Source organism: Chryseosolibacter indicum (genome assembly GCF_018598585.1).
Taxonomy (GTDB): domain Bacteria; phylum Bacteroidota; class Bacteroidia; order Cytophagales; family Cyclobacteriaceae; genus Chryseosolibacter; species Chryseosolibacter indicus.
On the sequence record NZ_JAHESD010000014.1, the window covers coordinates 35929 to 50563 of the forward strand.

The 14635-nt window shown below is 39.7% G+C and carries 15 protein-coding genes; 6 read left to right on the forward strand and 9 right to left on the reverse strand.

Translation table 11 applies throughout. The annotated features are described in order from the left end of the window. The first annotated feature begins 44 nt into the window (after nucleotides 1–44). A complete protein-coding gene (locus KK060_RS08620) occupies nucleotides 45–455 on the forward strand; it encodes a hypothetical protein (RefSeq protein WP_254153308.1) in 411 nt (136 codons plus the stop codon). Nucleotides 456–559: 104 nt separating this feature from the next. On the opposite strand, the gene KK060_RS08625 is transcribed toward KK060_RS08620, so the two are convergent. The 8 genes from KK060_RS08625 to KK060_RS08660 all read right to left on the reverse strand — a co-directional run bounded on the left by KK060_RS08625 (nucleotide 560) and on the right by KK060_RS08660 (nucleotide 11566). Further along, nucleotides 560–2992: an ABC transporter permease gene (locus tag KK060_RS08625; RefSeq protein WP_254153309.1), complete on the reverse strand. Its 2433-nt coding sequence runs from the start codon at nucleotides 2990–2992 to the stop codon at nucleotides 560–562. A 301-nt stretch (nucleotides 2993–3293) separates the two neighbouring features. Next, nucleotides 3294–3812, reverse strand: a complete 519-nt coding sequence (locus KK060_RS08630) for a lipocalin family protein (protein ID WP_254153310.1) — start codon at nucleotides 3810–3812, stop codon at nucleotides 3294–3296. A 102-nt stretch (nucleotides 3813–3914) separates the two neighbouring features. Further along, a complete protein-coding gene (locus KK060_RS08635) occupies nucleotides 3915–5180 on the reverse strand; it encodes a tetratricopeptide repeat protein (RefSeq protein WP_254153311.1) in 1266 nt (421 codons plus the stop codon). Between the two features lie 18 nt (nucleotides 5181–5198). Beyond that, nucleotides 5199–6521, reverse strand: a complete 1323-nt coding sequence (locus tag KK060_RS08640; RefSeq protein ID WP_254153312.1) for an AAA family ATPase — start codon at nucleotides 6519–6521, stop codon at nucleotides 5199–5201. Between the two features lie 331 nt (nucleotides 6522–6852). After that, on the reverse strand, nucleotides 6853–7194 hold the full coding sequence (locus tag KK060_RS08645; protein ID WP_254153313.1) for a hypothetical protein: 342 nt from the start codon (nucleotides 7192–7194) through the stop codon (nucleotides 6853–6855). Nucleotides 7195–7513: 319 nt separating this feature from the next. Next, complete coding sequence (locus KK060_RS08650) at nucleotides 7514–7987, reverse strand: SRPBCC domain-containing protein (RefSeq protein WP_254153314.1); 474 nt, start codon at nucleotides 7985–7987, stop codon at nucleotides 7514–7516. Nucleotides 7988–8587: 600 nt separating this feature from the next. Beyond that, nucleotides 8588–9022, reverse strand: coding sequence for a hypothetical protein (locus tag KK060_RS08655; protein WP_254153315.1), 435 nt, complete (start codon nucleotides 9020–9022; stop codon nucleotides 8588–8590). Nucleotides 9023–9088: 66 nt separating this feature from the next. Further along, nucleotides 9089–11566, reverse strand: a complete 2478-nt coding sequence (locus tag KK060_RS08660; protein WP_254153316.1) for a zinc-dependent metalloprotease — start codon at nucleotides 11564–11566, stop codon at nucleotides 9089–9091. Between the two features lie 338 nt (nucleotides 11567–11904). Between KK060_RS08660 and KK060_RS08665 the strand changes: the two genes are divergently transcribed. The 3 genes from KK060_RS08665 to KK060_RS08675 all read left to right on the forward strand — a co-directional run bounded on the left by KK060_RS08665 (nucleotide 11905) and on the right by KK060_RS08675 (nucleotide 13500). Next, nucleotides 11905–12111, forward strand: a complete 207-nt coding sequence (locus tag KK060_RS08665) for a myotubularin family protein (protein WP_254153317.1) — start codon at nucleotides 11905–11907, stop codon at nucleotides 12109–12111. 171 nt (nucleotides 12112–12282) lie between these two features. Beyond that, nucleotides 12283–12561 (forward strand): hypothetical protein, encoded by a 279-nt coding sequence (locus KK060_RS08670; protein WP_254153318.1) that lies wholly within the window; start codon nucleotides 12283–12285, stop codon nucleotides 12559–12561. Between the two features lie 33 nt (nucleotides 12562–12594). Continuing rightward, a complete protein-coding gene (locus KK060_RS08675) occupies nucleotides 12595–13500 on the forward strand; it encodes a polysaccharide deacetylase family protein (RefSeq protein ID WP_254153319.1) in 906 nt (301 codons plus the stop codon). Here the strand turns inward: KK060_RS08675 and KK060_RS08680 are convergent. Beyond that, nucleotides 13487–13720, reverse strand: a complete 234-nt coding sequence (locus KK060_RS08680) for a hypothetical protein (RefSeq protein ID WP_254153320.1) — start codon at nucleotides 13718–13720, stop codon at nucleotides 13487–13489. The genes KK060_RS08675 and KK060_RS08680 overlap by 14 nt on opposite strands. Before the next feature lie 199 nt (nucleotides 13721–13919). On the opposite strand from KK060_RS08680, the gene KK060_RS08685 reads away from it, so the two are divergent. Then, nucleotides 13920–14444, forward strand: coding sequence for a hypothetical protein (locus KK060_RS08685; protein ID WP_254153321.1), 525 nt, complete (start codon nucleotides 13920–13922; stop codon nucleotides 14442–14444). A gap of 9 nt (nucleotides 14445–14453) precedes the next feature. Further along, nucleotides 14454–14630: a hypothetical protein gene (locus KK060_RS08690; RefSeq protein WP_254153322.1), complete on the forward strand. Its 177-nt coding sequence runs from the start codon at nucleotides 14454–14456 to the stop codon at nucleotides 14628–14630. Nucleotides 14631–14635: the final 5 nt, after the last annotated feature.

Genomic DNA, 14635 nt, shown 5'->3' on the forward strand with positions numbered 1-14635 from the left:
TGAGGTATTTACAAATACGCTATTTTTGTAAAAAAAGTAAGCGTATGATCAATGCTGCTCATGTTGAAGAAGCACCAGTTAAGGTAAAACCGAAAATTGATATTGATACATTAACAGCAATAGCTCCCGAAACACTCGAAGATTCTTTTGTATACGTTCACTGCCATTTCCAAAATACCGCTCATGATATGTTAATCAGGATCTGGAGGTCTACCTATTTGGTAGATAAAGGAAGTGGGTCTCGTTCCAAGCTTATACATGCTGAAAACATCAGCTTCGCCCCTGTTTGGACAAAAATACCAGACGGCGTCAATTACTCCTTTCTCCTGATTTTTGAAGGCCTTCCCAAAAGCTGTAAACAATTTGACTTGGTTGAAGAAATTCCGCAGCCCGGAGGCTTTGAGGTGCGAAACATCTCCCGTAACGAAAAAGACGTTTACCATATCAACATTTAGTCACGTAGCTGTTTATCTTTTATAACCAAGCAGTAAGTACTCTAGTATTCCTGCCCTCTCCTAATCATTTTAGAACTGGCAGGAATACATCCAATACGTTTGTTTTATTCACTTCTTAAAGAAGTTACAGGATTGGCTATAGAAGCTTTAATTGCCTGGTACCCGATTGTTGCAGAAACTACTAAAAGCACAATAGCAAAGCTGACAATGTAAGAAATGGCATCTACTGTTGTGTGGTAAGTAAAGTTCTCCATCCACCTGTTTATAAGGTAATAAGATATTGGAATGGCTAGAACAAAACCAAGCAGAACCAACCATGCAAAATCTTTAAAAATAAGCCTTAAGATATTTATTATGGTGGCTCCTAACACTTTCCTAACGCCTATCTCTCTCACTTTCCGCTGTACAATAAAGAGCACCAATCCATAGACGCCCAAACAGGAGATAATTATAGCGATAAAGGTGAAAGCTTGTATTATCGAACCAAAATTCTGATAGTTCTCGTATTGTTGATTGATCTGTTCATCCAGGAACGTAAACTCAAAAGTTTTTTCAGGAAACATCTTACTCCATTCTTCTCTCAGCTTATCTATAGTTTGCTGAACATTACCATTGTCAAATTTTACAGATAACATGTTGAATTGATTGGGTTCTATATCAAGAACCATTGAAGAAACTGGCGTAGTGAGTGCTGTGAAGTTAAAATCTTTAATCACACCAATTACCTTCCCTTTTTTTCCTTCGAGATTTATTGTTTTGCCTAATGCCTTCTCAGGAGTTTCCCACTTAAACTCATTTACTGCGGTTTCATTTACAATAAAGGCTTCATCGATATCGGATTTGTTTTCACGGCTAAATCCTCTTCCTGCTACCAATTCCATCCCGTACGACTGAAGGAATCCGTGATCAACAGCCAGGTTTGCAATGAATAGTCTATCCTCTTGGGTAAATCCTTCCGGAACAGTACCGCGGAAAACTGCGCCCAAGCCTGGAGCGTTTGATGACAACGTGGTTTGTTTTATCCCCGCCTGGGCTTCAATAACATCACGATAGGACTGTAACCGTACCCAAAATGTTGAGTCATTCTGTCTGAAAATCCCGTTAAGGTTATTGCTAAAAAGCGGAACATTAATTACTTGCTCCTTCTGGAAACCAAGCGGCCTTGAAGAAAGGAAATTTAATTGTTTAACAATCAAGAGCGATCCTGATAACAACATACACGCAACACAAAGTTGGAATACAACAAGCGCTCGTCGTAAGGTTTGACTTCCCATGTTGTTGGCTCCTCCTTTGATAGAATTAACAGAGTTAAATTTCGTAACAAAATATGCCGGGTATCCACCAGCAAGCAATGTCATCACGAGTAACAGAATAAGTGATGCTACGATCATGGTTGCATCTACAGCTTCTCCATATACCAGGTTTTTATTAGTGAGTTCATTGAGCAGGGGAAGCGTTGCGTAAAGAATAAAATAACTGACTGCTATTGCTCCCGTACAGAATAGAAAACTTTCTGAGAGAAATTGCCCAATAAGCTGTGACTTTAAAGAACCTAATATTTTTCTGATGCCTATTTCTTTTATTCTTGAAAATGATTGCGCAGTGCTTAAATTGATATAATTGATACATGCAATGAGCAGGGTAAGTATACCTACACCAATAAAGATGTACAGGTTAGTCATAGAATTTGTTGCTGAAGGTTCAGCAAGCAATGTACTATGAAGGTGAATATCCGTGAGTGGCATAAGCGTAAATACCTGTCCTACCTGAAGCTGAGGCTTTGCATACTTCTTAACAAAATCACCCATCTTGTTGTCTATGTTCTTTGGGTCGGCGCCCGGTGTAAGTAATACGTAGGTATAAGAGTGGCTGATGACAAAGTTCACGGCAAGGTTATTTTTCAAAGCAGCTGCAGCCTCTGGAGACTCTAGGTCGTACATATTTTCATAAGGTACAAGCATATTGAAACGGATATGAGAGCTCTCCGGAAATGACTTAACTACACCGGCAATCTTAAAAGAAACCTTACCGCCGAATAACAGCGATTCTCCCATAGGATCTTTGTTGCCAAAGTATTTCTTCGCCATTTCTTCCGTTATAATTACTGTAAACTTTTCGCGTAATGCCTTTGATGCATTACCATCTACAAAGGAAAAACTGAACATGTTCATAATGGCGGAGTCTGCGAAAAAGATATTCTCTTCCTCAAATGACTCTTCTCCATTTTGTTTGGAGACTGAAACATTTCTGCCATACAAACGCGCAGCCTCTTCAACTCCCGGAAAGAATTCCTTCATTAAGGGTGCAATGGGTGGCGGTGTGCTCGCAAGTTCTAATCCATTTGGTGCTGTATACTTTATGCGATAGAGTTGTTCAGCTTTTTCATGGAATTGATCATAGCTTAATTCAGATCGAACATAACTCATGATGAGTAAGGCCAATGAGAGACCACATGTAAGACCAATAAAGTTGATAAATGCATAGGCTTTATTTTTCTGGATTGATCGGATGGCGGTTTTGAAGAAGTTTTTAAGCATAGGTTGGGCGTTAAAGCATTATACCAGTTTACTGAAAACTTAGTCCAAAAGTTATGCAATTCTAAATAACCGGAAAAAACAAGGGTGTGAGTGGCTGATAGTTTTTTAAACTACTGAAATCTGGGGGATTAGGACTTATTGAGTTGCAGCATAATTAGCCTGAACTGCTTCAAACTTTCCGGATTACGGAATGTCCTTCTTTCCGATGCAACATTTAAAGCAGAAAGCATACAATTTAATGTATGCTTTCTGCAAAAGTTAATTAGTTTCACTAACACTGAATTCTATCAGTGTAATCTCATTACTTTTTCTTAAAAGTATAAGTGCCGTGTATATCCATAACACTGGTACTTCCCTGCTGTGACAAGCTATGAGTAAAATCGTATTCCATTTTCAAGGTAGTACTAGTTAATTCAATAATCGTAGCTTTTTGAATACCACCAGGACCGTTAACTATTAGTGTCTTGCCATCTTGAAGCCAGGTACCATCTGCAAGAAACCCTTCGAAGTAAGTATCTAGTTCAAAACTTTGGCCTTGCAAGCTGTAGGTTAACTCGATTGTATAGTCTCCCTCACTTTTATATGTAGCCGGGCCTTCGTTAAATGTAACTAACAGATCCATGTCTTTTCCCCTTCCTGTAAAGTTCATTTCCATCTCAACACCCTGCGTTACAGTTGTACTGGTTCCTTCATAGTTAATCGCAGTTACTTCCCAAGATCCCACCAATTGTTGCCCCGTAATTTTAGGTTCGTCATCATCCTCTTTACAAGCAAAGAGAATAGTAACAAGAGCAATTAACAAAAGTTTAGAAATTTTCATAATATAAATTGTATTTAGTTAGTGTGGCTTAAAAAAAATAGTCTCATTTAGTGTTCAATTTCTAATACAAAATTCTCAAAAGAACACTCTTGGTCTAAGCAATTACTCCTGACTATTCGCGTAAAACTGGTACCCGATAAAGCTGTATAATAGAAGATTAAATATGTCCCACGCCAAATTAGGTAAAACAAACGCCATAAGAATTAGTACTCCACAGCCAATGCCGAAGATGGTACCAAGTGTTTTAAGCCTGCGCTTACTTTTTTCAAGGGTACGTGTAGCAATCGAGCTTACTACAACGGTTAATGCGATTCCTGAACATAAAACATAAAACCCTAAATTTTTCCATTGTACATCAGGATCAACATCGAAAGAATAAAATAGCACTGCCCCAAGAACTGCCATCAATAGCAAAGCTGCACAACGGTTAGCAACATCAATTTCCTCTTCTGTGAGCACATACTTCCCGAAAGCGTGAAATCGAAGGAAAATATTTGACACGGGGCCGATGATCCAGGTTGATATTGCAAAGGTAGTGTACACGATCACAACAGCTTGGGCTATCGGGGCAAAGGTGCCAAGAGCATTGGAAACACTATCAAGCCCCCTGATCATTACATAACCAAGAATTATTACAGCCCACCTTACTTGGGGTGTTAATCCTTGCATCCAGAAAGCATATTTTAGGAAGAGTCGATAATAAAGGTTCGTTGCCCTAATAGACTCTAACATTCCCTGTCTGGCGTATTCGTTTGTAGGGTCAATTCTTAATGCCTCGCGAAAATGATCTTTGGCTTTGTCATATTCACCTTTTTGTAATGCCCCAAATCCCACTGATGCGTGGGTAAGGGGATTCATCGGGTTGCTTTTCAAAGCCTGTTGGTCAGCCTGTACATGGTCTTCCTTCCTGTCAAGCCGAAGTAGTGCCATGCTTCTATGATTAAGACAAATCTCGTTTTGCGGATCAATACGTAAACCGTTATCTGCAGCCTCGAGCGCTTTCTCAAATTCCGCATCAAGAAAATAGATTGCGGCCTTTAACCCATGGGCCTCCGCCATCATAGGGTCAAATGCCAAAGCACTATCCAAAAATTTTAACGCGCTTTTCCTCTTACCTGTTTGAGTTTGTGTAAGCCCTTTGAGATAGAGAATATTTGCATCAGACGGATCTAATTTTATAAGTTGATCAGCAACTTCATCTGCTTTTTCATTTTTATCCAAACCCAGATAAATTTGAATAAGTATAATAAGAGCCGGAATGCTTTCAGGATCTGAGGCGAGGTATGTATTTACTTCTTTGTGTGCTTCAGCATAACGTTTTTGTTTGAGCAGGTAGTCTGCCTTATAGAGGGCTTTTTCCAGTTCCATTATTTGTAAAAGAGCGGTTTATTTCAATTTCAGATAAGTCAGTATTTCATCGTAAATACCAGAATCGTTGGCATACATCGCGTAGTTCTTAGCAGTTTGAAACCACTCCTTCGTACTCGGTTTTACTTTCTTTATAGCATTCGTCAAATCCTTCATTTGCAATGCAGTCGGTATTCCATTCTTAATTGCCTCTTGAAGTTTATCTTCAACGGCTACATCAATACAACCATTAATATCAGCTCCAGAAAAACCATCTGTTAATTTCCCCAGTGTCGGGTAATCTATTTTTTCAATAGGCTTACCTGATAAAGCCAGTTTAAAGATTTCAACCCTGCTTTCAAGCACAGGTGGTTGTACAAATATCAACCTGTCGAAACGGCCTGGTCTTCGAAAAGCCGAATCTAAATGCCATGGTGCATTTGTAGCACCAACAACAAGAATGCCTTCATTGTTACTACCCACCCCATCCAGTTCTGCAAGAAACTGGTTGATTAAATTTCGTCCGGCACTGCTGCGTAAATCATTCCGGTTAGCTCCCAACGCATCTATCTCGTCAAAGAAAAGTACGCAGGGCGACATAGCTCTGGCTTTTTCAAAGATCAGGTTGAGCTTCTTTTCGCTCTGTCCGATATACATATCCAGGATCTCATCAATGCCTACGGATATAAATTGAGAATCAATTTCTCCTGCTGTAGCTTTTGCCAGAAAAGTTTTTCCGCAACCAGGTGGGCCATAGAATAGAATTCCACCGCCAATTTTTTTGCCGTATGACTTATACAAGTCCGCATGCTTCAGAGGGTGAATAATCTTCAGGCTGATCTGCTCCTTTTCATAGTCCATTCCACCCACATCTTTAAACGTAACTTGTTCTTTCTTTCCAAACATTTCGGATTCGATTCTGTCAGAAAAAGAAGTATCATCCAACCGCTCTGGTTGTTTAGATTGCTGGGTTAAAAGCTTAACGTCAAGTGCTGGGTCAACATAATCTGGTTTTAACTGCTTAATCTTTTTATAAGTTTCTACTGCCTCGTGTGTGTTATTTTCTTCCATACTAACACGACACATTAAAATAAGCGCATTAATGTTGTTGAGATCCTGATTGAGCAGCTCCTCCAACACCACTGCTGCGGTACTAAAGTTCTTTTTCCCGAAGTAACTCTGCGCTAGTCCCAGCTTAGCTTTATTATTTTGTGGCTCCTTAGCTATTAGATTTAAACACTCTGCCTGCAGCTCATCCCATTGCGCACTTTTAATCAGGGCATCAATTATCAGTTGTTGTAAATATTGATTATCAGGAGAAACGCTGAGGGCTTCCTTTAGTTTTCTGATTTCTTCGTTCATCGCCAAAAGAGGATTTTATTATGCTATGCTTATTTGCAATTCTTTGTTTAATCAGTAAGAGTAACCAATTGATAATTCGAAAACTCCTCTCTGAAAACTTCGTCTAAAAATAGTGAAAGAAATAAACATGACCATTGCTTCAACAGCAAACGAAGCAAAGAATAGGCGTGCGATGTAAGGATATTTGTATTTAAGTTATTTTTCTTTATGCTCTTTCCATTAAAACATAAGGAGCAAGAGAGTTACTGGTCAACACAAAGTCGTTATTTGCTGAATCTACATCATCAAAACTTACGCAGTTTACTTCCTCTCTCACCCTTAATACATCGTATTACTCTGCCGAGAAATAATTTACTAGACCTTTAATAAATTGGATGCCTCCAAATAGAATGGCTCCCCAGAAAATAAAACCAATATTGGCAAGTGTGGCAATGGTACCTCCGGCACACCACAATGCACCGTAAAGAATATCTTTTTGTGCAGCGTCTTTCTTAGCCTTAATAATTTCATCTTCAAGCTTAGATACAATTGTATACGCTGCATCAGTACTTAGTCCTTTATCAATTAAGGCTTTTTGAACTTCGTCAACTGATTTGCTCTGATTAACCATTAGGTCTGCTGCATAAGAATAGAGTTCATTAAGCGCTTCTACGGCGGTGGTTTGATTTTCCATGGGGTTTACTTTTGTTTAATTATTTCTTTTAATGAAGTCTATTGAACATTGAATAGGCATCAGCGTTAATAGAAGACATTAAATAAAAATAAGGAAAGTATGCTGATTTAGGTAAGCACGATCGTCTATACATTATGATTCAAACCCCATTCCTTCTGCTAAAGACGATTAAATTTAAGAATTACGATGTGATTCATTGAAAATTCAGATACCAATCATACAGCCGAAGACGTACTCATAAAGTAGTAGATAAAACACATGTATGTTAAATTAACCCAAGCACTATTTTGTAGATACACAAATATTTTCACCTAGGCATTTATTCATTCATGTTAACATTTAATCCATTAACTAATCCAAAAAGATAGCTTTCCAACTTGTAAACATTCTGTTTCTGTCCCTCATCTGCTTTGTGGGCTTTAACTACAATGTCACGCATTTCTGCTGTGTCAAACAGCAACGACCAGTCAACCTGTGTCTCCTCGCCTTTTGATTCAAAAATAACAGTGGTAATAAAATGCGGATTGAAGTGTTCAAATACTATTTTCTTAAGTGAAGTAATTTCCTTGAATATACTCCGGTTTGGATAATTTGTTCCACCAGGACCCTGTAAGGTCATTCTCCATTCGCCGCCTTCCGTTAAGTCCATTTTTTCGATAGTACTTGTAAAGCCATTAGGTCCCCACCAATGTACAAGGTGCTCTGGTCTCGTCCATACCTCCCACATCAAGCTAATAGGAGCCTTAAATGTGTGAGTAATCCGCACTTTTCTGCTTTCTGCTTCCTCCATCATTTTTAGTTTTTGAATTCTATCTCCGGTAGTTATTGCTATTGCTAAATACCATTAAATCGCCTTTCATAACAAATTATGATGTTGGTATTTGACGATTAAAACAGTTGCAACCCTGTCTTCATCTTGTCTTGATCGCCCCTGAGCCTGTCTTAACAGATTTTAAGCCTATAAGCCTATCCGTACGTTTATAAGCTCTTTTAACCTGGCCATTTTCGGCCTTTACCTACTCGTTTTAGCCCTTTTAAAACGCTTTTCCCCTGCCCTTTAATCCTTCTTTTAATAATATCAAACCCCAGGTTCCACCGAGGATGCTTCGACTATGCTTCGACCATGCTTCGAGTATGCCTCGACTATGCTTCGACTTTACGGTATGTTTCAGCATCAAATAAGGAATTGATCCTAGCGTACTTTTTTTGCTTGGAGTTATTGCTTAAAATTCAGTGAAATAGCGGCCAAGGTGCCTTTGAAGAAGCGGAAACTCAGAAGGGGAAAAGGTAGCTTTTAAGGAAAGACAATACTTGTTCCATTAGGAACAGTCATCGCATGAAACCGCTACTAAAGGGTTCAGCTAAACTGGTTTCACTATTGATTATCAGGCCCTTAATTGTGATTATCGAGGCTGAGGAGTGCCTCAAGCAATGGTTTAAGTTTATCGTTAGGGACTTCGTCGTCAAAAGAATGCTGCCAGGTTTTGCCCTTGTCGTCAGTAATAATAAGGGTTGAATGACGGGCTCCATCATAAGCTCTTTTACTTGTTGGAGATAACAGGGCAGGGATTTCATCCAGCTCAACTCCTTCAAGCTTTTGCCTGAGTGTCTTCCATTCAGAGTCTGTAATACGATGTTCTATCCTGCCGTTCACGTCTCCACGACCTTCCGTAATAGAAACAACACTATCAGGTGTAATGCGTACCTGCTTTTGAAATCCGCGGGTAAGGGTGGTGTATTCGATCCTGGTAATGGAGTCTGTAGACTGGCATCGCACTGTAGTCCATATAAAAAGTAACAGGAGGCAATAGTTGAAAAGCTTCTTCATAAACATTCACCATTAGCAGGTAAATGCAAAAGTATGCCTTTCTACTATTAACTTCCTGTTCTTAAATTATTTAATTGTTTCTATGGCAGACTCCAGCTTATCCTTAATAAATTTCAAGTGATAGGTTGTCATCGGATCCTTCGTGCGCGATAATGCCTTCGAAATGTTGTTATCGATCTCTCTTAGCTTCACCTTCAGTATAGGCCCCACATCTCTGTAATCGGCTCCTGTTTTCGCCGCTAAGGCTACAAGCTTGTCAATATAAGAACGTTGCAGGTTTCTTCTGTAAATATCAACAGGCGACGAAGTCTTTAACTCGGTCCAGATTGCATTATCGATGTCAGTGAAATATGCATACAATGGATATGCCTTATCGCCATACATTGCTTCATTTACTACCATTTTAGACAATGTTGCCGGGCTTAATAAATGATTGAGCACCATGCCCTGCGTTTTACTAATTGTCTGTGTTGGCGACTCACCTATTCTACTAAGGATTGCTGTATCCAGTAACCAATGCGGTGTTGTAAAAACGTGTTTCTTCAGGAAGTCCATGGCTTCCATCTGCCGGGTAAGTGGAACCATGGCGAATACGGGCCCTTGCTGGTCAGTTGTCTTAGGTGTCTCATATATGCCACCAATGTTAGACAGCACATGGCCTACATAATAATCAAACTGGCCAGTAACGCCGTCATAAAGTTGCGATAGGTTTGTATAACCTTCATTAGGCTTGTAGGTCCAGTTCATAAGGTTAGCCATTACACGCTGCAGGTTCTTAATTCCATACATCCCTGACTTCATCGCATTATCGCCGAGATCTTCGGTTTGTGTTCTCGGATCATCGCTTGTAAATTCGGATCCAAACCACAGTGCCCTGTTTTCCATTTTCTCAACAATCCACTTATTAAGAATCGGTGCTTCCTCATCGGGAGTTTTAGCTTCAGGATACCAGCGGTAGCCCCATTCAATGGCCCAGACATCATACGCTCCTATTCGTGAGATCAGTCCGCTTTCAGTAACACTATCTTCCGGCTGCGCTACATAATTGAATCGTGCATAGTCCATAATAGATGGCGTCAGGCCATTTTGCTCAAGCCATACACGATCTCTTAATTTTTCTACAGGCACTGTAGAGCTGGCCCCATAATTATGAGTAAGTCCTAACGTATGCCCTACTTCATGCGATGCTACGGATCTGATCAGTTGCCCCATGAGCGCATCGTCAAATGTGAGCTTTCTGGCTCTTGGATCAGTTGGACCACATTGAATCATATACCAGTCTCTTAAAATAGACATCAGGTTGTGATACCAGTTGATATGACTTTCAAGAATCTCTCCGCTACGTGGATCTGTCACTACAGGACCAGCCGCATTTGCCTGCGTTGATGGTTTGTAAACAATAGCCGAATGGCGGGAGTCTTCAAGACTCCATTGCGGATTTTCAGCGGAGGTTGGTGCTTCCTGCGCGATAATGGCATTCTTAAACCCCGCCTTCTCAAAAGCTTTCTGCCAGTCTTCAACTCCCTGCTTTAAATAAGGAATCCATTTCTTTGGGGTGGCCGGATCAATGTAGTAGACAATAGGTTTTACGGGCTCAACAAGTTCTCCGTTCTTATACTTTTCTATGTCTTCAGGTTTAGGCTCAAGTCTCCATCTTTTGATATACGTAACTTCTTTAATGCCCTGTGGATTGGCATCATAATCCGTATATCGTTCAGAAAAATAACCTACGCGTTTGTCCGCATAGCGCTTCCGCATTGGCTCTTTAGGAAGTAATACAATGGAGGTATTTAATTCGAGTGTAAATGTTTTATCAGCGCGAGACTCGTTATACGTTTTGATAGTACGGATCTCAAGATTAACCGGGTAAGAGTTTACATCTTTAATGTAACACATGTTTCTGAGGATGCTGCCAACATTCATCTTGCTTCGCGCGCCATCATCAAAGAAAAGAATGTTATTATCTCCGTTAAGGTAATCTGTGACTTCTATAACACGACCTTTCCCGTTAGGGCTATACGCTCCAATACCAAAGGCTGCAACCAAAGGCTGAAGATTAGAACGAACAACTGCGTTGTACATAGAGTTTGTACTATCACCTGCTCTTTCTTCGTACGTAATACGTCTTAAAAATATCTTGTGTCCCGGACCTTTTTCAAAACGTATAATACGGCTTCCTATTTGGTCTCCTGCATAACCTGTAAAACCCGGACGCAATCCTGCCGCACCTTGTGCAATTCTGCTTACTACCAGAAGATCTCTTCCCATAATACTATCGGGAATCTCAAAGTAGTAATTGTCATTTACTTTGTGAACTGTAAATAAGCCTTTAAGAGTGATTGATTTATTCCTCAGTAAATTATAATAGTTGCGAGGTGCCGACAGCTGATCATTGCCCGCAGGTACTGACGCCGCCATTTCGCGCTTGGTTGTATCTCGCTTAGTAGTATCTGCCCGCAGTAAAGAGAGCGACTCTAGTGTTTGTGAATGTGAATAAAACGAAAAGAAAAGAAAGAGAAAAAATACAATTGAACTCCTGATCATCAATGGAAATTTAATTACTACTGTCAACCTTATAACTGTAGAATGATTCTACAAATTTCTTAACGCCATAACGAAAGTGATGCAGCGTTAGTGCGAAATTTTAGAACAATCATTCAGCAAAAAGTACATTTACTTTCATTCTCTTATGCTTATTCTGCTTCTAACAGTAGTTTATAACATTAAAGTTTCCGAATGCTTATTTCATCAATTTTCTAACCGACTTAAGCGGGCATACGTTTTGAATTGCCTTGTCAGAGAAGGTCTTTCGCGACGAAGCAGTTTAGATTCTTCTTTATGGAGTTAAAGTATTTATCAGAGAAAGAAATAAAATACAGCATATGAAGGAAGTATATTACAAAGGACAGCCGTATCAATACCAGGTCTTAGAGCTCACAGGAAAGCGTCTGTTTCAATTATTTCAGGATGGGAAGCCGGTTCACACAATCGAACAATCAGAGTTGGATATCAAATCAATAGTAAGTCTGATATTAGACTCATACTACAGAACAATACCAGCTACACCAAAGGTGAGTGTAATTAACTAAGCGGGCTGTAGAAAACACTCTACGGCTACATTGTTTCGCAGTAATTGATTCCGGACGACTAAATTGAAATAAGATTTCTGAGAAGCCGCTTTTCTAAACTTCCTTCCCGGTACAAATCTTTTCTAAGTTAACTCGCGAGCCTTTTGGTTCATTACATAAAAGACAGTAGTTATGGGTAAGGGAAAAGGAAAGAAAAAGAATAAGTCCTTTTACAAAAGGAATGTAGAGCCGGTTATTCCTGATAATAAAATACTTTTGGCAGCGCTTGGTGGTGTAGCCGCAGGTATTACTTTAGCTGGAATTTTTGGAACCGACAAGGCAAAACAGATTGTTCAAAGTGTTGAAGACTCTGTGAAGGAGATCAGTGACAGGATAAAAGGTGGATTGAATGGCAGTGATGCTGAAGCAGACTATAAGTTTAAAAGAAAAAATAGTCTTGAGAAAGTTTGATAATCCTAGTACAGCCGTTAGTATTTTAGCAGGATGAAACACATCCTGCTTTTTATTTTGTTGCTTCCCTTCTGCCTTCATGCGCAGCAAATAGCTTTAACATTTGACGACGCCCCTACTCCTGATGGACTGTTATACCAGGGAGAAGTTCGAACAGCTCGTATCATTGATCATTTAAGAAAACACAACGTTAAAGAGGTAGCGTTTTTCGTCATTACCAGTAACATAAACGCTTCAGGCCAGGAAAGACTGAGAAAATATACCGATGAAGGTTTTCTTCTCGCCAATCACACACACACGCATCAACCCATAAAAAGCCTCGGAACACCTAAGTATATAGAAGATATAATTAAGGCAGACAGTATCCTCAGACCTGTGAAAGGCTTTGCTCCCTGGTTTCGCTACCCGTTTCTGGATGAAGGAAGATCAAGACCTGCGCGAGATTCGATAAGAGATGCATTAAAGAAACTAGAGTTACAAAACGGATACGTGACTATTGATAATTACGATTGGTTTCTGAATGCACTTCTGCAGGAAGCAATCCAGAAGAAACAACGCATTGATACTGTTAAATTGAGAGAAGTTTATATAGACCATATCTGGCAGAGTATCGTGTTTTACGACAACATTGCAAAAAAGCAATTAACAAGATCACCCAAACATGTCCTCCTTCTCCATGAAAATGACCTTTCTGCCTTATTTCTCGGAGACCTGATAACTCACCTGAAAAAGAAGCGCTGGAAGATTATATCTCCAACAGATGCATATAAGGATCCCTTAGCCTCACATGTTCCTGATGTGTTGTTCAATGGCCAGGGAAGAGTTGGTGCCATTGCCTACGAAAAGAAAGTCCCAGCAAAAGACCTTGTTCAGGAGTCAGAAGACGAAGATTATCTAAGAAAACTGGTAGAGGAAAAAGGAGTTTTTAAGCAGCCTTAATAAAGTCTGTGTTACTTTCTGCGTCGAGTTCCATCATCACACCTTTGCGGGTAGCTTTGATAAAGGAAAGTTTCTGAATGAATTCCCACGCTGTTTTTATTCCGAAGTACTCAAGAACAAATAAAAATATTATGGCAAGGTCAAAAGTTACAGGTTGAGACATTGCATAGGTAAGCCAACAATTGATCAACTCTTCTGCAAGAGTTTTAAGATCGATCATATGTAACATACCTTTTATCATACTACTGTTAATATGATAAATCGTGCCAGTTTCTTTTTACCTTATTTTATTACAAAATTCCTTCAAACCTGTAGGATATTTACACAATGTGGATTTAAAATGTGTAGATGAGATGATCACGTTGGCATCGGATTTTTTCTTATAAAGCTAAAGCTTTTAACAAACCGAAATCAATTATATGAAAGTAACATCTACGCTGGGAGGACTTGCAGGTGCAGCCGCCCTTACACTAATGAACGAAGGGGTAAAAAAGGTAAGTAAAGATGCACCAAGACTGGATCTTTTGGGGCAGAATGCAGTTGCAAAATTCATGAAGGGCAACAACATGATTAGTAAAACTACGCAACAATTCTTTCCTCTTGCGGGAGATCTTATTACCAATTCCCTTTTCTACGGAATGGCTAGAGGCACAAACCCTAAAAACACCATGATCAGAGGTGCTTTATTAGGATTAGGTGCAGGCATTGGTGCCGTGGTACTTCCCGGACAAATGGGCCTCCCGGAAAAACCAACCAATAAAACAAACCAAACTAAGTTGATGACGGTAGCGTGGTACCTCCTGGGTGGTCTGGTGGCTGCGGCTGTGATTAATGCTATAGACAGTTATAAAGATGCTGACATTGATGAGTTAAAAACCACTGCAGTAAATACTGGCAAGAACCTGGCTAAAAATGTTGTGAAACAGGTTGCTCAGACAGTTTAACCGTTTGATATGATCAAAGGACTTGCATTTGTTTTAACCATATTCGGAATAGCAGGATTACTATTGGGCGTTACTGGAATCTTCGGTAAAAACTATACAGAATTTAGTCCTTGGGCTCTTGCTATTCTAGGGCTCATCTTCTTTTCGTCAGGTATAGGTCTTCTCAAAAGCAGCGGCAAACAATAGATCTC